This window comes from Arthrobacter sp. Y3221087 (genome assembly GCF_059089905.1).
Map to the genome: position 1 here is coordinate 1,016,441 of NZ_JBNHFE010000001.1, position 17,978 is coordinate 1,034,418.

20 protein-coding genes are annotated in these 17,978 nt (G+C 59.7%); 5 read left to right on the forward strand and 15 right to left on the reverse strand.

Annotation, left to right across the window (positions count from 1 at the left end):
• From AC5RUO_RS04875 to AC5RUO_RS04930, 12 genes are all read right to left on the reverse strand, one after another.
• Positions 1-1,038, reverse strand: a complete 1,038-nt coding sequence (locus AC5RUO_RS04875) for a pilus assembly protein TadG-related protein (protein WP_494102943.1) — start codon at positions 1,036-1,038, stop codon at positions 1-3.
• Entirely contained in the window at positions 1,026-1,400 is a 375-nt protein-coding gene (locus tag AC5RUO_RS04880; protein ID WP_494008910.1) for a TadE family protein, read from the reverse strand. Before AC5RUO_RS04880 ends, AC5RUO_RS04875 begins: the two co-directional genes overlap by 13 nt.
• A 99-nt stretch (positions 1,401-1,499) precedes the next feature.
• A complete protein-coding gene (locus AC5RUO_RS04885; protein WP_494102944.1) occupies positions 1,500-1,715 on the reverse strand; it encodes a Flp family type IVb pilin in 216 nt (71 codons plus the stop codon).
• A 470-nt stretch (positions 1,716-2,185) separates the two neighbouring features.
• Entirely contained in the window at positions 2,186-3,073 is an 888-nt protein-coding gene (locus AC5RUO_RS04890) for a type II secretion system F family protein (RefSeq protein WP_494008908.1), read from the reverse strand.
• A 17-nt stretch (positions 3,074-3,090) separates the two neighbouring features.
• On the reverse strand, positions 3,091-4,038 hold the full coding sequence (locus AC5RUO_RS04895) for a type II secretion system F family protein (RefSeq protein ID WP_494103378.1): 948 nt from the start codon (positions 4,036-4,038) through the stop codon (positions 3,091-3,093).
• A 5-nt stretch (positions 4,039-4,043) separates the two neighbouring features.
• On the reverse strand, positions 4,044-5,543 hold the full coding sequence (locus AC5RUO_RS04900) for a TadA family conjugal transfer-associated ATPase (protein WP_494008907.1): 1,500 nt from the start codon (positions 5,541-5,543) through the stop codon (positions 4,044-4,046).
• Positions 5,540-6,745, reverse strand: coding sequence for a CpaE/TadZ family protein (locus tag AC5RUO_RS04905; RefSeq protein WP_494008906.1), 1,206 nt, complete (start codon positions 6,743-6,745; stop codon positions 5,540-5,542). Before AC5RUO_RS04905 ends, AC5RUO_RS04900 begins: the two co-directional genes overlap by 4 nt.
• The gene (gene cpaB / locus AC5RUO_RS04910; protein ID WP_494008905.1) at positions 6,742-7,530 is read right to left on the reverse strand and encodes a Flp pilus assembly protein CpaB; all 789 of its coding nucleotides are present in this window, start codon (positions 7,528-7,530) and stop codon (positions 6,742-6,744) included. Before cpaB ends, AC5RUO_RS04905 begins: the two co-directional genes overlap by 4 nt.
• A gap of 32 nt (positions 7,531-7,562) precedes the next feature.
• The gene (locus tag AC5RUO_RS04915; protein WP_494008904.1) at positions 7,563-8,591 is read right to left on the reverse strand and encodes a TadE/TadG family type IV pilus assembly protein; all 1,029 of its coding nucleotides are present in this window, start codon (positions 8,589-8,591) and stop codon (positions 7,563-7,565) included.
• Positions 8,579-8,968 carry a TadE/TadG family type IV pilus assembly protein gene (locus AC5RUO_RS04920; RefSeq protein ID WP_494008903.1) on the reverse strand — a complete coding sequence of 130 codons (390 nt, stop codon included), beginning with the start codon at positions 8,966-8,968 and terminating at the stop codon, positions 8,579-8,581. Before AC5RUO_RS04920 ends, AC5RUO_RS04915 begins: the two co-directional genes overlap by 13 nt.
• Positions 8,969-9,084: 116 nt before the next feature.
• The gene (locus AC5RUO_RS04925; protein WP_494008902.1) at positions 9,085-9,321 is read right to left on the reverse strand and encodes a Flp family type IVb pilin; all 237 of its coding nucleotides are present in this window, start codon (positions 9,319-9,321) and stop codon (positions 9,085-9,087) included.
• Positions 9,322-9,601: 280 nt separating this feature from the next.
• On the reverse strand, positions 9,602-10,267 hold the full coding sequence (locus AC5RUO_RS04930) for a prepilin peptidase (RefSeq protein ID WP_494008901.1): 666 nt from the start codon (positions 10,265-10,267) through the stop codon (positions 9,602-9,604).
• Between the two features lie 292 nt (positions 10,268-10,559).
• Here AC5RUO_RS04930 and rplM point away from each other — a divergent pair, with 292 nt between their 5' ends.
• A complete protein-coding gene (rplM, locus tag AC5RUO_RS04935; protein ID WP_009358699.1) occupies positions 10,560-11,003 on the forward strand; it encodes a 50S ribosomal protein L13 in 444 nt (147 codons plus the stop codon).
• 39 nt (positions 11,004-11,042) lie between these two features.
• Complete coding sequence (gene rpsI / locus AC5RUO_RS04940; protein WP_058266545.1) at positions 11,043-11,549, forward strand: 30S ribosomal protein S9; 507 nt, start codon at positions 11,043-11,045, stop codon at positions 11,547-11,549.
• A gap of 51 nt (positions 11,550-11,600) precedes the next feature.
• On the opposite strand, the gene AC5RUO_RS04945 is transcribed toward rpsI, so the two are convergent.
• Together AC5RUO_RS04945 and AC5RUO_RS04950 are read right to left on the reverse strand one after the other, a co-directional pair.
• Positions 11,601-13,487 carry an ArnT family glycosyltransferase gene (locus AC5RUO_RS04945; RefSeq protein ID WP_494102945.1) on the reverse strand — a complete coding sequence of 629 codons (1,887 nt, stop codon included), beginning with the start codon at positions 13,485-13,487 and terminating at the stop codon, positions 11,601-11,603.
• A complete protein-coding gene (locus AC5RUO_RS04950) occupies positions 13,484-14,722 on the reverse strand; it encodes a bifunctional glycosyltransferase family 2/GtrA family protein (RefSeq protein ID WP_494102946.1) in 1,239 nt (412 codons plus the stop codon). The genes AC5RUO_RS04945 and AC5RUO_RS04950 overlap by 4 nt, the downstream gene beginning before the upstream one ends.
• Positions 14,723-14,909: 187 nt before the next feature.
• Between AC5RUO_RS04950 and glmM the strand changes: the two genes are divergently transcribed.
• From glmM to AC5RUO_RS04965, 3 genes are read left to right on the forward strand one after another with little or no spacing between them, the layout of a single operon-like run.
• Positions 14,910-16,271 (forward strand): phosphoglucosamine mutase, encoded by a 1,362-nt coding sequence (glmM, locus tag AC5RUO_RS04955; protein WP_494102947.1) that lies wholly within the window; start codon positions 14,910-14,912, stop codon positions 16,269-16,271.
• A 50-nt stretch (positions 16,272-16,321) separates the two neighbouring features.
• On the forward strand, positions 16,322-16,711 hold the full coding sequence (locus tag AC5RUO_RS04960) for a hypothetical protein (protein WP_494008897.1): 390 nt from the start codon (positions 16,322-16,324) through the stop codon (positions 16,709-16,711).
• Positions 16,696-17,502 carry an HTTM domain-containing protein gene (locus AC5RUO_RS04965; protein WP_494008896.1) on the forward strand — a complete coding sequence of 269 codons (807 nt, stop codon included), beginning with the start codon at positions 16,696-16,698 and terminating at the stop codon, positions 17,500-17,502. The genes AC5RUO_RS04960 and AC5RUO_RS04965 overlap by 16 nt, the downstream gene beginning before the upstream one ends.
• 69 nt (positions 17,503-17,571) lie before the next feature.
• On the opposite strand, the gene mscL is transcribed toward AC5RUO_RS04965, so the two are convergent.
• A complete protein-coding gene (mscL, locus tag AC5RUO_RS04970) occupies positions 17,572-17,976 on the reverse strand; it encodes a large conductance mechanosensitive channel protein MscL (protein ID WP_494102948.1) in 405 nt (134 codons plus the stop codon).
• Positions 17,977-17,978: the final 2 nt, after the last annotated feature.

The window sequence follows — 17,978 nt, forward strand, 5'->3', positions numbered from 1 at the left end:
TCAGAGGGTGAGGCGGGCGATGGTGGCGCCGTACTGGTCCACCGGGCCGAGGGTGTAGCCGTCGGCGAGGGAGACGTATTTGACGAATTTGCCGATGATGCCGCGGCACTCGCCCTTGCATTCGGTGGCGGTGGTGACGCCCGTCGTCGTCGACTTTTCGCTGCGGTGCTCGTAGGGGAGGCCGGTGCCGCCGCTGAACTTCCAGCCGGTGACCTCGAAGGCGGCGAAGGACACCAGGCCGTAGATGGCGCCCGCGCCGGTTCCGGTGACCTTGTTGAAGACCGGGAGGAGGACGATCACCTTGCGGCCGGCGGCGATTTCGCTGGCCCATTTGTTGAGCTCCGTGGTGCAGTTGCCGGGGGCGTTGTTGCCGGGGTCGCTGCCGCCCTCGCTGACGGCGAGGTCGATGGTGCCGCCGCACTTGCCGGCGTCCTGGACCAGCCAGCCGAAGCCGCCCTGGACTGCGGCGCCGGACGGGCCGTAGTTGCAGTCGGCGTTCTGGTTCTTGCCATGTTCCTGGAGGAGCTGGAGCGCGCCGCCGATGTTGTCCTTGACCTGGCAGATGGAGAATGCCAGGGGAAACGCGGTGCGGCCGGCCTTGGGGCTGCCCCACGCTGCCTTGGACTGGGCGCCTACCTCCTTGGAGGGGATGCCGATGGCGTTGGCGAAGAAGAGCGAGACAGAGTTGTCTTTCCCGCCGGTTTCCTTGGCGCTGGTGGTGACGCTGACCGTCCGGGCGGTCTTGTCCAGCTGGATGCTGTGGACCTTGCTCATCCCGTCCAGGGCGTTCTGGTTGGCGAGGCTCCCGGCGAGGGTGGAAGTCATCGAGCATTGTGTGTCCGTGGCGTCCCTGGCGCATTTCTGTGCCAGGGCGATGGCGGAGGCGTCCGCGCCGCTTTGCAGCTGCGCGCGTTCGGAGTAGATGACCCCGACGTCGACGGCGATGGCCGTGAAGCCGAGGAGCGTGACCAGGAGGAGGGCGACGATGACGCTGACGGCGCCTTTCTCCGCTTGGTCCTGGTAGCTTACCCGCCGCACAGCATTACTCCTTTGCCCGTCATGGGGAACGGTCCGGCGATGCCGGTGATGGTGGACAGGTTGTATTTGATGGTCAGCGTCACCTGGTTTCCGGTGCTGCAGGCGGTGGTGCTGAGAGTGATGTTCGAATCGGGGATGGTGCTGCTGACGGACGCGGCCGCATTCCTGGCCGCCGTCCTGGCACCGGTGGGATCGTTGGCGATAGCCATGACACGGACGCCGTCGCGGGCTGCGTTGGTGAGCGTGATCTGGGCGTTGTAGGCGCGGCCGAATTCGATGGTGCCCAGCACCAGCATCAGGAGGAGGGGCAACAGAATCGCGAATTCGACGGCGGCTGCTCCGCGCTCCGAATCGTGTGACACCTGCTGCACCTCCTCCTGGATTTGCTGGTTGTACTTGGGCCTTGTGGGGGGCGGTTCCGATATGGGGGGTAGCCGGAACCGCGGTCGGGGAGTGGCTTGTTAGGAACCTGTGCCGGTGCCGCCGGTGGCCGGAGCGGTCGGGGCGATCTTGGTCTTGACGTCCGTGAAGAGGTCGTCGAGGGTGCCACCGAGGAGGGTGACGGCAGCGATGATGACCACGGCGATGAGTGCGACCATGATGCCGTATTCAACGGCGGTGGCGCCCTTTTCGTCGGTGCGGAGGCGGGCCATGAGGTTGGTGTAAAGAGAAAGCATTTGAGACTCCTGTGCGAGACGGATGGCTGGTCCTGCACCAGCACTGAAACGAAGTTAGCAAGCGGAATTGGCCCTAATCCCGGATCTTGGAGCATTCTGCGCAAACGCTTTCACTCCCGCACTTTTCCTGCGCTTTTGCTTGGTTTTAGCTGTGCTGATGCTGGGAATCCCTGTGGTGGGCACACAAACGGACCCCCTCGGTTCTGGGTGCCGAGGGGGTCCGGTCTATGGGCGCCAATACGGCGCGGTATTTCGTCAGGCGACTTAGGGGATGCCCAGCAGTAGTTTCAGATGGAATGTAAGTTCGTCGAACCAGCCCTGCAGTTCCAAGCCAAAGAGGGTAACGATGGCAATCGTTGCAATCACGATGAAGCTCATGAGGACGCCATACTCAGTTGAGGTTGCGCCATGTTCCTCAGCAACCAAGGCTCGCCACGGGCGCCATCGAGGAGTGGGGGCTGGCCGATGGGTCACAACGTGCCGCCGGAGAACAATTCCATGATGCTGATCACGGAGGGTCCAAGGACAACGATGAACAGTGTGGGCAAGATGAAGAAGATCAGCGGGAACAGCATTTTGACCGGCATCTTCATGGCGTGTTCTTCTGCACGCTGCTTCCGCTTGATCCGCATATCTGAGGCCTGGGCCTTAAGTACCCCCGCGATTGCCACACCGTAAGCGTCTGCCTGAACGACCGCGCGAACGAAACTGCGCACGTCCGCTACGTCGATCCGATCGGCCATCGCCAAGTAGGCTTCCTTGCGGGACCTTCCCACTTGGATGTCCTGCAGCGTGCGGATCAATTCGTCTGCCAGGGGGCCGCTGCCGTTGTTCCCTGCACGCCCCATAGCCATTTCGAAACCGAGTCCCGCCTGGACCGCGATCAGCATCTGGTCCAAGGCGTTGGGCAGTTCCAGGCGAATCGCCTCGCGGCGTTTTTGTGCCCTGTTCTTGATGAGGATGTCCGGGACGAAGTAGCACAAAGTGGTGACGGCCACCATGATCAGGAAGTTGGGAGCAGTTGGGGACGACAGGAAAAATAGATAGCCGAGTACGGCACCAGTAAGGGCCAGCAGCGGCTTGATCATAATGATTCTTGCCAGTGGCCATTCTTTGGGGCGTCCAGCGCCGGCCAGCTGCTTATCCAGCCATCCGGCATAGCCTTGAGGCGTCAGTCTCTGGCTCATCTCGGTCAAGGTTTCATTGACGCTAAGGCCTTGGCGTTTCACCTTTGCTGCCTTGCCCAGATTGGCCTGGATGTTGCGAAGCCCAGCCCGATCGCCCGTGAATACGAGAAACGTCATAAGTGTTACCGGCAGCACGATGGCCAGGATCCCGGCGTGCGCGATCACTTGCATCGACAATCACCTGCTTTCTAGAACTTGGGCTTGACGAGGCTCTTCAGCCAGAGGCCGCCAAGAGTCAGGAGGACGAGGCCGGCGGCGATCATCATGTAGCCGGGCAGAGTAGTGTAGAACGTTCTGGAGTACAGCTCGTTGAACGCAGTCAGGCCGAGAAACATCACAACTGGCAGAGACATCAGGACAAGGGCCGACATACGCCCTTCAGCGCTCAGTGCCCGAATTTGTCCACGAACCTGGTTTCGGTCGCGAACCGTGTCACCAAGATGATCAAATACTTCGGCCAGGTCCCCGCCCACCTCACGGTGGATTTCAATCGCTTGGGCGATGGCGGCGAAGTCCTCGCTCTGCGTGCGTTGAGACACGTCTGCTAGCGACTCTCCCACATCCCGCCCGATGCGGGTTTCATTTACGATCCTGCTGAGCTCTTCGGACATCGGCGGCTGATTTTCCTGTGCAGCAGCATCCACGGCACGGAGCAGACTATGGCCAGCGCGCAGACCGCCAGCCAGCATCTGGAGTGTGTCGGGAACCTGATCATCGAACTGGCGCCGCCGCCGAGCAGCCAATAACTTCAAGGCGAGGTGAAGCAGCACCGGCGTAACAAGGGAGAACAGAAGAGCAGTCGCACTCCCGCCTAACATGAATCCGATGACGCCTGCAAGGAGGGTAATGACGCCACCCATAAGTAGGTAATCGCCCGGATCCTTCTTGAGCCCGCATTCGTCCAGGCGGTCGCGGCTTAGGAAGCGGTTGCCCCGTTCATTGACGGTCTTGTTGAGGGCGCCTACTGCATGCCCAGTGAGTCGGCTTAAGCCTGTTGCATGCGGGACCACATCGGGACGGCGCCGTGACATGGGAAGGGCTGAGGTGTTCTTGAAGACAACCCAACCGAACAGGACCAATGCGAGATAGACCAGGAACAGTCCGGCTATGAAGACAGCGGGCGAGACCTCCTGCATCACTGCTACCTCCCCCTTGTTCTGGGCCCGCCGGCCATCTGAGCGCCGAATACCGATGCTGAAATTGGTATGCCCAATTCAGCAAACCGATCCGTAAATCGGGGCCGCACGCCCGTTGGTACGGGTTTGCCCAAGAACTTGCCATTGGCGTCGATTCCCGCTGAATAGTCGAAGACGAACGCGTCCTGGAGGGTGACCACATCCCCTTCCATCCCTTGGACCTCGGTGATGTGTGTGACTCGACGGGTACCGTCCCGGAGCCTTGAAATGTGCACGATCAAGTTGATGGCGGAGGCAACCTGTTCGCGAACTGCACGCAGCGGAATATCCATTCCGGCCATAAGCACGAGCGTTTCCAGCCTCGCTATTGCGTCCCTGGGCGTGTTGGCATGGACAGTCGAGATGGAACCGTCGTGCCCGGTGTTCATGGCTTGCAGCATGTCCAGGCACTCGCCACCGCGCACCTCGCCCACCACAATCCGGTCGGGGCGCATGCGGAGCGAGTTCCGCACCAGGTCGCGAATGGAGACTTCCCCCTTACCTTCAATGTTTTGAGGACGGCTCTCAAGCCGAATCACATGGTCCTGCTGGAGTTGCAGTTCGACGGCATCCTCGATGGTGACGATCCTGTCGTCCGTCGGGATGAATGAGGACAGGACGTTCAGAAGTGTCGTCTTGCCAGTGCCGGTGCCGCCGGAGACGATGATGTTCATTCTCGCGAGGACACACGCCCTTAATAGTTCCGCCATCTCTGGTGAGAGGCTTCCCAGTGCGATCAATTTGTCCACTGTGAGCGGGTCCCGGCCGAATTTCCGGATGGTGAGGGCCGGTCCGTTCACGGCGAGTGGAGGGATGATGGCATTGACGCGCGAACCGTCTGCCAGCCTCGCGTCCACCAGTGGTGAAGACTCATCGATCCGGCGTCCGACCTTGGATACAATGCGCTCGATGACTCTGCGAAGGGCGTCATCGGAACTGAACTTCGTGTCGGTCAAGAAAAGGTGGCCTCGGCGCTCCACATAAACCCGGTCGAACCTGTTGACCATGACTTCCGTTATGGATGGATCGTCCAGGTAGCGTTGGATTGGTCCATGACCGAGCACATCGTCGATGATTTCCCGGATCAGCCGTTGGCGTTCGGCGCCCGAAAGAGGCACCTGTTCCTCGTCGACGACAATCTTCAACTCATCGCGTACAAACTGGTGGAGCTCGGCTTCCTCAAGAGACGAATCCGTTATCCGTGAGCCGAGTCGCTCGTACAGGGCCTGGCTCGCTCTTTCCTTGAGGGCAGTGAGGGCGTCACTTGCCCCCGCTGCAGTTTGGGGCGTTTCCAGGGTCACGACCGCACTGGCGGCGGCTTCAGCGGTCTTGGCTTCCTGGATCCTACCCAGGGTGGCCGGCGCGGCTGGCGCTTGGAAGGCTCCCTCGAAAGGGTTGCCCGCCTTGGGCCCCTGAGAGGGTTTAGATTCACCCCGGAGCTGCTGAAACCGATCGGTGAGGCTCACTGTACTACCGCCCTTCTGTGCAGCTGTTTGTGGGTTCGTGATTCCCATTCGGGTTTGAAACGGTCAACCAGTTTCCGCAGGCCCTTCGTGGCTGGGTCGCGGCTCCCGTCTTGGAGGAGCGGAATTCCTTTGTTGGTCGAGTATGGTAGCGACTTGGATCTCGGCAGTACCACGTCAACGGGCGCGTTTATAGTTGCCTCGACGTCTTGCAGGGTAAGTCCTGTCCGGCGATCTGCCATATTCAAGACCACATGACGCTGGGCCGGCATGAGATTCAGCTCATCGAGGATCTGGAACCCCGTGCGAAGGCCCCTGATGCTAGGAATATCCATGCCGCAGACCCATACCGCGTCAGAAGCATGTTCAAGCGTGGCCAAGACGTGTTCGCCCAAGCCGGGTGCAGTGTCCACGATGATGTAGTGGAATTCCTGCTTGAGCTGAGTGAGCAGCCGCGAGATGTGTTCGCCGGTGATCTTGTCCATCTCCACGGGATTACGGGGGGCGCACAGCGCGTAGATCCCCGCAGGATGGACGGTGAGGTATGTCTTCAGAACCATGGAATCCTGACTTGCTGCTCCCACGACGGCATCCGTAATAGTGTGTTCAGGTTCGAGCAGCAGCCCACTGGCCACATCACCAAATTGAAGATCGAGGTCAACGATGACAACACCCATAGGTGCTGCCTTGGCCAACCCGACAGCTAGGTTCGTAGCAATCGTCGTCTTGCCCACGCCTCCCTTTGGAGACATCACAGCGACGACCCGTCCGCCCTTCCCATGGTCGGCGTGCTCAGAAGTCCCCGGAGCTAGGCCTCTACGACGGCCGGCAGCAGCGAGACTGGCTCTTTCCAACATAACGCGGATGGCGTCGGGATCGGCGCCCGGGTCCAGCAGGTCCCTGACTCCGGAGCGCATAGCCTTGATGACCACGTCCGAGGTTTCCGGAACTACCAGTACCACGCTGATCTCAGGGAATTGAAGATCCATGACCGAGGCCAGTTTCAAAGAGTCTTCCACTGGCAGTCCTGGGCCGAGGATCAGGACCTCTGGAGGCTCCCCGACCAACTGCCGCAGGAAGTCCTGCGGCCCCTCCGGCAGGTAATCGGCCTGGAAGGCCTGCAAGGAACCGTGGATGCCTGCCGTCGCCAACCGCGTCTTCTGCTCGAAGTCAGCATCGGGTGTGATCAGAACAAAGCGGCTCATCGGAACAACCTCGTCTTGTCCACGACCCCAACCGTGCCTTCAACGGCATTGCCGGGTTCTTTGGACAAGTAGATCTTGCCGAACTCTGCGGCGAATACGATTCGTTCTGCGTCTGCCGAATTACGTGCCAAGGTGATGAGGTAGGTGCCGTCGCCGGTGGCTTCCTTCTTCGCCGGGGTTGTGCCATCTGTGGACGCAGTGGCTGTGGTATCTGACTTCGCCGCCGCGCCGTTACTGTACTGAGCTGCAGTGACTAGGACTTTGTGGAAGGTGAGTTGAGTTCCGCTGGACTTGCTGATCACGTCCCCCGTGGCCGCGTTGGTGGTGGCGTCATCAAGGGAAATGAAAACGCCCACGGTGTCTCCGGCCTTGATAACTCCACCCACGACGCGTTCAATGGGGAGTTTGAGAGTGAGCTCCTGCATCCCCTCGGGAACCTGAACCCTAGATGGGCCAAGTAGGGAGTTGGCGTCGACCATGCGTGAGAGAAGCAACTGCTCCCCGGGTACGAGGGGGACGGCCGTTACTTTGTCGGCAAGATCGTCCAAGCTGGATACGGTGTCCGAAGCCAGCGCCAGTTTCGGCACTTCCTTCTTGATAACGGAAGCGGTCAGTTTCTCGGTCGTGGTGCCGGCGGCAACGGGCTTCTCAACGACGTAGACCGATTCTGTTTCGGTGCCCGCTAAAGCCCGTTTGTCTGCGTTTTGTACGTACATCACTAGCATTACCGTTCCTATGATGGCCACAAGTAGTGCAGCGGTGCCTCCCAGTAGGCGTGTTTTCATTTTGATCCCCTTAGAAAATGGTTATTGCCTTGCTAGTTGATAAGCCGGATTTTGGAGGTCCCCAGGTCCACCCCAACTCCGGGAAGGCCGCCGCCGGAATCGATGGATACATATTTGACGAACTGTCCGATGATGCCGCGGCACGGATCAGTGCAGGCGTCCGCGGGGTCTGCCACATGCGGTGCTTTGTTGCGGAAGGTCCTCGGCTCGGTGGAGCCGCCACCGAATTTCCAACCTTGGATGTTGAAGGTCGCGTATCCGCGGATATGGAACCAACCTCCTGCACCAGTGCCGCCCGCGTTGTCGTAAACCGGGAAGGTCCCCATGACTGTCCCCCCGCCGTTGATCGTGTCCTTCCAGGATTGAATGATCGCGTCGCAGGCGGTCGTACTCGGGTAGTCAGCGCCAGTGTCAGAGTCTGCGTTGTCGCCGCTGTCAGTTTCCGCGTGGCACGCGCTGCCCGTTTGATCGAGCCAGCCAAACCCACCTGGTATGACGTGGCCAGCAGTGGATGTGCAACTGCTCATGCCTGGCTTGTATTTGATCAGTTGAATTTCGCCACTGGCGGCAGAAGAAGACAGATCGTACTGACAATCAGAAATCGCCAGGGGGAATGCTGAGCTACCAGAAGGGAACTCGAGACCGGCAGTAGCGTGGGCACCCACCGTTGCCGGCGGGGCATCAAGTGCGGAAGAAAACATCTGCCGCAGGAAGCCCGCGCCGCTCGTTCCATCGCGGGTAGTTGTCCTGACCGTCACTTCGTTAGGGACTGACATGTCAACCTCAAATACCGTCGATGATTCATCGTTGGAATTGCCGTCCGCAAGGGCTGCCGCTATCGCTTCGGCTTCAAGCTGCGAGCAACCTGTTTCGTGACAGGCCTGCATCACGGCTATTGCACCGGCGTCGGCGCCATTTTGGAGTTGGGCTCGTTCGGCATAGATCTGGCCGACGTCCACAGCGAGGGCACCGGCGCCGATAAGCACTAGCATCAGGAGTGCGACGACAATGCCTGCGGCGCCCCGCTCGGGGTCATTCGAGGTTTGGGTTAGCCGCCGCATCTCATTGCTCCTACTCCTAGCAGGCTCACGCCACTGCCAAAAAGGCCGGTGAGGGTGTCCGTGGTATATGAAATTTCCACATTGACAGTGGCATCGGCCGTACAGGCCGCGGGTGTGAAGGTATATGCAAATGTTGCAGTGTCTAGACCGGGAGCCCCATTTGCTGCAGCAGCTTCTGCTTCATCCTGGTCGTTCGTGATGGCCATTGTTCGAGCCGCTTCTCGCGCAGCCTGAGTGACGGAGATTTGAAGGTTGAAGGCATGGGCAAACTCGACGATCCCGGCAAGGAGCGCCAGGAGGATGGGTGCAACAAGTGCGAATTCAACGGCAACGGCGCCGCGGCTGCTCCTGTCGCTTTGAGGTGCGCTGCGTTCCAATGGGTCCCCCTGTGAATAGCAGTTGGATAATGAGCGGTTTGTAGCATTGGGAAATGAGTCGTGCCGCGCCCGCGTTATGCGGACGCGGCACGACTACTTGCAGGCGGAGAATAGTGTTATGAAGCAGCCGGGGCCGGGGCTGCGGGGCCGGTGCTCCAACCGTCAACCACAACCCCGAGGTCAGAGAACCAGTTGCTGAGGGCGGTGCCAAAGAGTGCGGCGCCGACGATGATGGCAAAGGCGACGAAGGCAATGAGCAGCGAGTACTCCGTTGCCGTCGCGCCCTTTTCAGATTCAAACCGATCCTTGATGCCGGCGATGAAAGCAGTCATTGAGACCATGAGAGAAGTCATTGTATTTTCCTTTAATTCGGTGAAATGGATAGATATTGATTTCAACGAATTTCCAGCTGCCCCCATAATTCTTTAGCGGCTGGATTTCGCTAAGAAGAGATTGTCATTCGGAGGGTAGCGGCAACAATGAGTAGTGGTACTCGACTTTTTTTAGGCGAGTAAAAAGGCCGTACTTGAAAGGCGGAAGTAGTACTCAATAACGAAATGAGTACAGGCGCGCACTACTTGGATTGCGGGCGCCCGACGTGGGGGGAGGAGGCAAGATTTCCTCAGGGTTTAGCTACAGGATTAAGAGGCTCACCGCTGCTGTAGCGCCGAGCATAGAGGGCCCGTGGGGCACTTCTGTGGCGTCTTTCCGGCCTTTTCTGCTGAGGGTGACTATCGCCACCAGGCCATTCAGTAGGAACCCGAGAAGACCCCCATAGAGCAGCTGACTCCAACCTAAGTACCCCAGGTAAAGGCCGACGGGCGCTGCGAGCTTCACGTCGCCCATTCCGATGCCTCCAGGCGAAATAAGTCCCAAAACAAAGTACCCAGCAAACAAAAGCACCGCTCCAAGAACCGCTCGCAGTAAATCGTCAGCCTGCTGATTGAATAATCCAGGCGCCAAGAGCAGTAAAAGACCGCCGGTGAGCAGTAACAATACAAGCGGGTTGGGCAGCAGGTGGTGTGCGACGTCAATTCGTGCCAGCTGCACCCCTAAAACAGCAAGGAATATAAACGCCGGCAAACCCAATCCAATTCCAAACCGTAAAGCAAAGGCGGCACACCCAAGCCCGGTGATTGCCGCCGTCGTGACTCGCGCTAGAGGGCTGGGCAGGCCGCCCAGCCGCGGAAGTTGCTTGGCTATGAGTACCTCGGCGGCGGGGGAGAGGGCGATGCCCAGGAGCCCGATGCCGACGATGACGAGCCAATCGAGTGAACCGTCATTACCCGTTGCCAACACCGCGACCCCCTGCGTCCGTCAGGCCGGCGGAGCTGAGGCCGTCCGGCTACCCCATTTTGACCCTGAACGCCCTTACGCGCTAATCTTGGTAGTCGTTGTGCGTGTCCTATTCCGATGGTGCGTGCCCGCTTGAGAATCCGGTTGCAGGATGACTACTCAACGTGCACATTCGGAACCACAGGATGACTGGTTACATAGAGCCCTCACCTCTGTTCCGGTAGCGCGCAGACAGTAGGTGCACGAGCTAGTGACACCTAAACAAGAACGCCAGAACAAGAACGAGGCAAACACCGTGCGTACGTACACCCCGAAGCCCGGCGATATCAACCGCCAGTGGCATGTCATTGACGCCACAGACGTTGTCCTTGGTCGTCTTGCAAGCCAGACCGCAATCCTGCTGCGCGGCAAGCACAAGGCCACCTATGCATCCCACATGGACATGGGCGACTTCGTCATCATCATCAACGCTGAAAAGGTAGCCCTGACCGGCGCCAAGCTGGAGCAGAAGCGCGCTTACCGCCACTCCGGCTACCCGGGCGGCCTGACCTCCGTCAACTACGCGGAACTGCTGGAATCCAACCCGGTCCGCGCCGTGGAGAAGGCCATCAAGGGCATGCTCCCCAAGAACTCCCTGGCTGCCCAGCAGCTCGGGAAGCTGAAGGTGTACCGCGGTGCTGAGCACCCGCACGCCGCCCAGCAGCCCAAGACTTTCGAAATCACCCAGGTCGCCCAGTAGTCCTGGCCACCAAACAACTTACTTAATACAAGGAGAATCGTGGCTCAGAACGAAGAACTGACCACCGAGGCCGTTGAGGCCGAGGAAAACCTGACCAGCTACACCTCTGAGAGCTCGGCTGCCGAAGCCGCTCCCAAGAAGGAGCGCCCGGCCCTGACCGTTGCCGGCGCAGCTGTTGGCCGCCGCAAGGAGGCCGTCGCACGCGTCCGCGTTGTGCCCGGCACCGGCAAGTGGACCATCAACGGCCGCGAGCTGGCGAACTACTTCCCGAACAAGCTGCACCAGCAGGACGTCAACGAGCCCTTCAAGATCCTTGATCTCGAAGGCGCCTACGACGTCATCGCCCGCATCCACGGCGGCGGCATCTCCGGCCAGGCCGGCGCCCTGCGCCTCGGCATCGCCCGTTCCTTGAACGAGATCGACGTCGAGAACAACCGCGCCACCCTGAAGAAGGCCGGTTACCTGTCCCGCGACGCGCGTGTCATTGAGCGTAAGAAGGCCGGTCTCAAGAAGGCCCGTAAGGCTCAGCAGTACTCCAAGCGCTAATCCCGCTTGCACAGAAGCCCGTCCCGCCATTGGCGGGGCGGGCTTTTCTGCTTAGGTCTTTCGCTGTTTTAGGTCGTATGCGATTTCAGCGCCAACAGATGACTGAACAAAGTTTCCCCGGATCCAGTCGATGATGGCTCCCGTCTCCTTGCCGACCTTCTGCTCGGCTAATAGCAGCGGCTGATCGATATAAAACCCAAAACGCCCTTCGGTAACCAACGCTTTGAACTGCTCGAGAGTAGGAGCTGGATCCAGGCCAAGCCAACCGCCGAGTGCCGCAACTGGTCTTCGTGATTCCAACTGATAGAGGGCAGCGTTTTGGGCCGTAATGGTTACTGCAGCCCATCGTGCTTCTGGAACAGCGCTTCTCAAAGCTCTTACCATTTGGGCATCCGGGGGAGAGCCGAAAGCAATCTGAAGTGTACGGGGATCTGCACCTGCTCGGGCGACCTCAAACCTGAGTGAGAGAGATCCATCCGCGGTGGAACCCGGACCGGACAGGGGATTTGTTCCATGCTGCCCCGAGTTGATCGTCACCACGTTGGTGGTGCTTGGTCCAAGTACAAAAGCGATTGCAACCAAGGCCAACGCCAGTTTCATCTGGTATAAAAACGCCCATAGGAGTGCCGCTAATAATCCCGAGGTCAAGATCATCGGGGCAAGAAAGGATGGCCAGAAGTCGCTATAGTCCAGAATTCGGCTACCAATGTAGCCCGTTGAGGCTATAACGACTGATCCGATAAGGCGTGTAATCGGTCGCTGCCTGTCAAGCCATAGCTGTTGGAGCCCTACAGCTAGCACTATTGACGCCGGTGCAGCAAAAGAAAAGGTGTAATAAGAGTGGACCATGGTGCCGGCAAAACAAAGAATTCCGAACGCGGTAAGCAGCCATATCGAACCGATTGCCGCGGTTGGTGATAGCGGGAGTCTTTGCGATGAATTCCTAAGGAGCAGGAGAATGGTTGCGCAACAAAGGGCAGGAAACAGGAACCAGGCCGACTCTGAAGCGAAGTCAGCGTTGAAGAGCCGCGTAATACCTGCGCGAAAAACATCAACGAGCGATTGGTTCTCAACGCTTGCGGCAGCTCCGTTTTGGTTGGTGAACTGGGTAAATCTGGCCAATCCGTTGTAGCCCGCGGCAAGCTGCAATGCACTGTTGTCAGCCGATCCACCAATGTAGGGGCGGCCAAGTGCTGGGGTGAGTTCGACGATGGCCATCCACCAGCCGCCGCTGATGATGAGGGCGGCGAGTGAGCCCAGGAGGCGAAGGAGTCTGGATGCCAGGCTCCCTGCGCCGAGGAGCAGGACGGCGAGGATGAGGGCTGGGATGGGGATGAAGGCTTGTATTTGTTTGGCCATGAAAGCTAGGCCGAGGGCTGTTCCGCCAAGGAGGTACCAGGTCCACTGATTGTCCTCGATGGCCCGGATGACGAAGTAGACGGCGGCGACGGTCAGCAGTCCCATGAGCGGTTCGGGGTTGTTGTAGCGGGACATGAGCACGACGACGGGCGTGGTTGCGTAGATGAGGCCGCCGAGGAGCGCCGGCGCGGCAGGGTGGCTGCGGCGGATGATTTTGTAGATGAGCCAGGTTGTGGCCACGCCCATGAGGGCTTGGGGAACGAGGATGGCCCAGGAGTTCAGCCCGAAAAGCCGGACCGAGAGGGACATGATCCAGATGCTAAGTGGTGGCTTGTCGACTGTGATGAGGTTGCCGGCGTCGAGGGAGCCGTAGAAAAATGCCTTCCAGTCCTGTGATCCGGCTTGGGCGGCGGCTGAGTAGTAGGGGTTTGCCCAGCCGTTGCGGTCAAGTCCCACGAGGAACGATGCTGCTGTTGCTGTGAGCAGGACGGCTAAACCAATCGTCTCCCACGGAACTGCCCGGCCGGCAGGGCGCTGTTGGGCAGTAACCGCGGCGCGGCTGTCCTCGGCAACACTCACCGCACAGACTCCCCAGCCGGGCGCAGCGCGCGAACCGCAGCCCGCTCACCATTCCGCCGGACCCGGAAGACCCAAAGCCGCAGCAGGACAAACCTCATCAGCGTTGCGAGGATATTGGCGGCTGTCAGCGCGAGCAATTCCATGTTTGGCGCGGCCTCAGGGTTGGCAACGTGCAGGACGACCAACGAAGACGATGTTATGCACCAAGCCAGCATGAAAACGATGAGTCCCTGTAATTGTTGTGTAAACAGCTTCTCGGGCCCACTGATGCCAAAGGTGAACCGGCGGTTGGCGGCGGTATTACCGACAGCAGTCATGAGCAGTGCCAGGAAGTTGGCCTCCTGTGCTCCGAAGGGACCCTGCAGAACCAGGTACAGCAGCGCGAACGCCAGCGTTGAGATGACCCCCACCACGCCAAAGCGCAGGACCTGCCCAAAGAAGCTCGGCCGGTCGATGGGCACGATTGGCCGCCGTCCGAGTTCGGCATAAATGGCCTGGACCGGGATCACTCCTTTTACTAAAGATCCGGCCACCCTGACCATGCCGCGAAGGTCATCAATTGCAGTTTGTTTGATATTGACGCGGCTATCCGGGTCATCAATCCAATCCACAGGAATTTCATGTATACGCAGTCCGGACCGTTCGGCGATAATCAGGAGCTCCGTGTCGAAAAACCAGCCGTTGTCCTCCACATGCGGGAGAAGCCGTTTGGCAACGTCCGCGCGGATAGCCTTGAAGCCGCACTGGGCGTCAGAAAAGCGCACCTGCATGGTCCGGCGGAGCAGGAAATTATAGGACCGGGAGATGAACTCTCGCTTTGGACCGCGGCTTACCCTCGAGTTCTGGCCTAGCCGAGTGCCAATGGAAATGTCGGAATGCCCCGAAAGCAAAGGTGCAACCAAGGGCGACAGGGCAGCAAGATCCGTGGACAGGTCAACGTCCAGGTAGGCCAGGACTTTTGCCTCCGAAGCGCCCCACGCATCTCTCAGGGCGAGCCCGCGGCCTTTGACCTCAAGCCGGCGGTAATTGACGTTCGGCATATGCTCGCTGAGTCGAGCGGCAATCACAGGTGTTCGGTCGGTGCTTGCATTATCGGCGACGGTAATTCTCCACGTCGACGGCATTTCGTGCGTCAGATATTCGGCGAGCCTTGTGATGCTTCTTTCGAGTACCGCTTCTTCGTTGTAGACCGGTACTACAATTTCGAGCGCCAAGCCCCCATAGCTAGGTGTCATGCATGGATCGTAGGTGTGGCGAAATGGGCGTGGCGAGGCTTTCCAGCAAAGACAGGTAGCAGTGAAAAAAATCAAGTAGTCCGAGTATTTGCCCTCATCTGAGTGCAGGTACTACCAAGTAGATCCGGTCCGGACGCACCAGCTACTCAGATGCCGCCCCGGCATCCCCATCCTCTAGACTTGACCGGTGTCTAGATTATTTGGAACTGATGGTGTCCGGGGGCTGGCCAACGGCCTGCTGACAGCAGAGCTGGCCATGCAGCTGGCCCAGGCGGCCGCCGTCGTGCTCGGCCACGACCGCAACTCCAACGGCTCCCGGCCCCGCGCCGTGGTAGCCCGCGACCCCCGCGCCAGCGGCGAATTCATCGCCGCCGCAGTGGAGGCCGGACTCTCCAGCTCCGGCGTGGACGTCTACGACGCCGGGGTCCTCCCCACACCGGCCGCGGCCTACCTGGTGGCGGACCTCAACGCCGACTTCGGCGTCATGATCTCCGCCTCGCACAACCCCGCGCCGGACAACGGCATCAAGTTCTTCGCCCGCGGCGGCCAGAAACTCCCCGACGACGTGGAAGACGCCATCGAGGCCCAGATGGCCAACGAGGCCGTCCGTCCCACCGGCGCCGACGTGGGACGCATCCAGCGCTTCTCCGACGCCGAAGACCGCTACATCGTCCACCTCCTCGGCACGCTGCCGCACAACCTCAACGGACTCACCGTGGTCCTGGACTGCGCCAACGGCGCCGCCAGCGGCTGCTCGCCCCAGGTCTTCAAGGACGCGGGTGCCAACGTCATTGTCATCGGTGCGGAACCGGACGGACTCAACATCAATGACGGCGTCGGCTCCACCCACCTCGGCCCGCTCAAGGAAGCCGTAGTGAAGCACGGCGCCGACCTTGGCATTGCCCACGACGGCGACGCGGACCGCTGCCTCGCCGTGGACCACGAGGGCAACGAGGTGGACGGCGACCAGATCATGGCCATCCTCGCCGTCGCACTCAAAACCTCCGGCAAGTTGAAGGACGACGTCCTGGTGGCTACCGTCATGAGCAACCTCGGCCTGAAGATCGCGCTGCGCGAGGCAGGCATTAGCCTCCGAGAAACCGCAGTGGGGGACCGCTACGTCCTCGAAGGCATGCGCGAGGGCGGCTTCAGCCTCGGCGGCGAACAGTCCGGCCACGTCATCTTCTCTGACTATGCCACCACGGGTGACGGCCTCCTCACGGGCCTCCAGCTCGCCGCCCAGGTTGCCCTGACCAAGAAGCCGCTCAAGGAGCTGGCCACCGTGATGACCAAGCTCCCGCAGGTCCTCATCAACGTCAAGGGCGTGGACCGCACCCGGGTCGGCAGCAGCGACGTCCTCGCGCAGGCCGTGGCCACCGCGGAGGCCACCCTCGGTGACACCGGACGCGTCCTGCTCCGCCCCTCCGGCACCGAGCCCGTGGTCCGAGTCATGGTGGAAGCAGGCGATGAGGACACCGCCCAGTCCATCGCCGAGCACCTCGCTCACGTGGTCCGCACCGAGCTCGCTTTGGAGCTCATTTCTGATTGAGAAGGGAAAAAGTTGCAGATTGGTGTTGTCTGTTCAGCTAGCATCACTGCATGGGGCGACAAACAACATTAGATGCGAAGCGTGCAGAAAAATCGGTCTCGAGTAGGCGCATAGCTATTGTTCGTGGCGGCACTGTCTTGTCCGGTGTTCTACTCATGGTTCTTGTGCCACTTATTGCCGTTGACGACCCGCGTCCGGCGAGGTTCGGATGGCATATGTATGCGGCGGCAGTGGACCTGCCAAAGGTCGAGGTGCTGCTCGCCGACGGTGCTCGTCAGGAAAGAAACGTCGGTAATATCGCTTCTGGATTTCGTCCAGAGGTGGACTACTTCTTGCCTATAGCCCGCCACCTTTGTGCTAAGGAGTCGGTCATAGTGTCCGTGCATATGAGCCGCAGGCATCCGGAACGGGAGGTGGCTCTCGAATGCAGCACGTTCTGACGGCAGAAGTTGATCCGCGTCCGCTGGCAGCTGCCCGCATCATTACCGCGTTGGTGGCGGTCGGGTTCGCCCTGGAATGGGGCAGGACGCTGGCAAGGGCTTCCTCAGGCAACTACTTGGCCTTGCCTGTACTGGAGGGATGGCCAACGGTAAGCCCTTCCTTCGTTGCAGTCCTGCTAGCTGTCTCTCTGGCTGCTTCCATAGCCATGGCAGTGGGTTTCGGAGGTAGGCTTCCTGCCATTTTGGTGGCTCTTGTAGCTGGTATCGTGCTTTTTGCAGACGAACAGACTTACAGCAATCATCTTGTCTTGCTCATGATGATGGCCCTGTGGATTAGCATGAGTGATGCGCATCGCGCATGGCGGCTGTCAAGGATTAGGGAATCTGGGATGGTTCCGTACTGGCCAGCGTTTTTGATCAAGGTTCTAGTCTCCTCGTTATACGCATGGACGGCTGTGTCTAAAATTAACCCCCAATATCTGTCAGGAGAGGTTCTCGGAACGTATTTGCATTCCTGGGTTCCTATCACCGGTGCCATGTTGCCCGTCGCGGCGGTGCTAAGCATCCTGGCAGAGGTCTTTTTGTCGATTGCATTATGGCTGACGCGACTACGGAAACTCGCATTTTTAGTGGGTGTGGGACTCCATCTCGGCATAGTCGTGCTTTTGGAATCACCAGCGCCTCTCGTGGGTTTTGGGGCGCTAATGATGGCTGGATACATTGTTTTCGGTTATGGAAAGCCGGACGTCTTCAATGGCAGTCCTTCCAGTCCAGAATTGGCAAGCAACTAGGGACTGACTACCAATATGAACGGATGTGGCCCGCCCCCGTAGGAGGCGGGCCGCACTTTGTTTAGCGGGTCAGGAGGCCCGGCTCTTCAGTGCATCGCGGATCTCGGTCAGCAGGGCAATCTGCGGGTCCTCTGCCGACTCGTTCTTCACGTCCTGGCCGATCCCCAGCCGGCGGTTGCGCCGCTCGATCATGAGGTTCATCGGCATGACCACCACAAAATAAATGGCGGCCGAGATCAGCAGGAAGTTGACGATGGCCGTCAGCAGGACGCCGAATTCGATGGCGTTGCCGTTCAGGTCAACCCTGGCGAAGCTGTCAAAGTTCGGCGACCCCACCAGCGCAGCGACAAAGGGCATCAGCACCTTGTTCACCAGCGCTGTTACCACCGAACCGAACGCGGTGCCGATCACAACGGCGACGGCAAGGTCAACCACGTTGCCCTTCATGATGAAATTCTTGAATCCAGTCAGCATGG

What these genes read in the sequence shown, in the direction of transcription:
- cpaB (WP_494008905.1), bottom strand. Translation starts at nt 7,530, where the DNA reads ATGAAAACACGCCTACTGGGAGGCACCGCTGCACTACTTGTGGCCATC.
- AC5RUO_RS04905 (WP_494008906.1), bottom strand. Translation starts at nt 6,745, where the DNA reads ATGAGCCGCTTTGTTCTGATCACACCCGATGCTGACTTCGAGCAGAAG.
- AC5RUO_RS04890 (WP_494008908.1), bottom strand. Translation starts at nt 3,073, where the DNA reads ATGCAAGTGATCGCGCACGCCGGGATCCTGGCCATCGTGCTGCCGGTA.
- AC5RUO_RS04950 (WP_494102946.1), bottom strand. Translation starts at nt 14,722, where the DNA reads ATGACACCTAGCTATGGGGGCTTGGCGCTCGAAATTGTAGTACCGGTC.
- AC5RUO_RS04915 (WP_494008904.1), bottom strand. Translation starts at nt 8,591, where the DNA reads ATGCGGCGGCTAACCCAAACCTCGAATGACCCCGAGCGGGGCGCCGCA.
- AC5RUO_RS04965 (WP_494008896.1), top strand. Translation starts at nt 16,696, where the DNA reads ATGCAGCACGTTCTGACGGCAGAAGTTGATCCGCGTCCGCTGGCAGCT.
- AC5RUO_RS04960 (WP_494008897.1), top strand. Translation starts at nt 16,322, where the DNA reads ATGGGGCGACAAACAACATTAGATGCGAAGCGTGCAGAAAAATCGGTC.
- mscL (WP_494102948.1), bottom strand. Translation starts at nt 17,976, where the DNA reads ATGCTGACTGGATTCAAGAATTTCATCATGAAGGGCAACGTGGTTGAC.
- AC5RUO_RS04885 (WP_494102944.1), bottom strand. Translation starts at nt 1,715, where the DNA reads ATGCTTTCTCTTTACACCAACCTCATGGCCCGCCTCCGCACCGACGAA.
- AC5RUO_RS04895 (WP_494103378.1), bottom strand. Translation starts at nt 4,038, where the DNA reads ATGCAGGAGGTCTCGCCCGCTGTCTTCATAGCCGGACTGTTCCTGGTC.
- AC5RUO_RS04925 (WP_494008902.1), bottom strand. Translation starts at nt 9,321, where the DNA reads ATGACTTCTCTCATGGTCTCAATGACTGCTTTCATCGCCGGCATCAAG.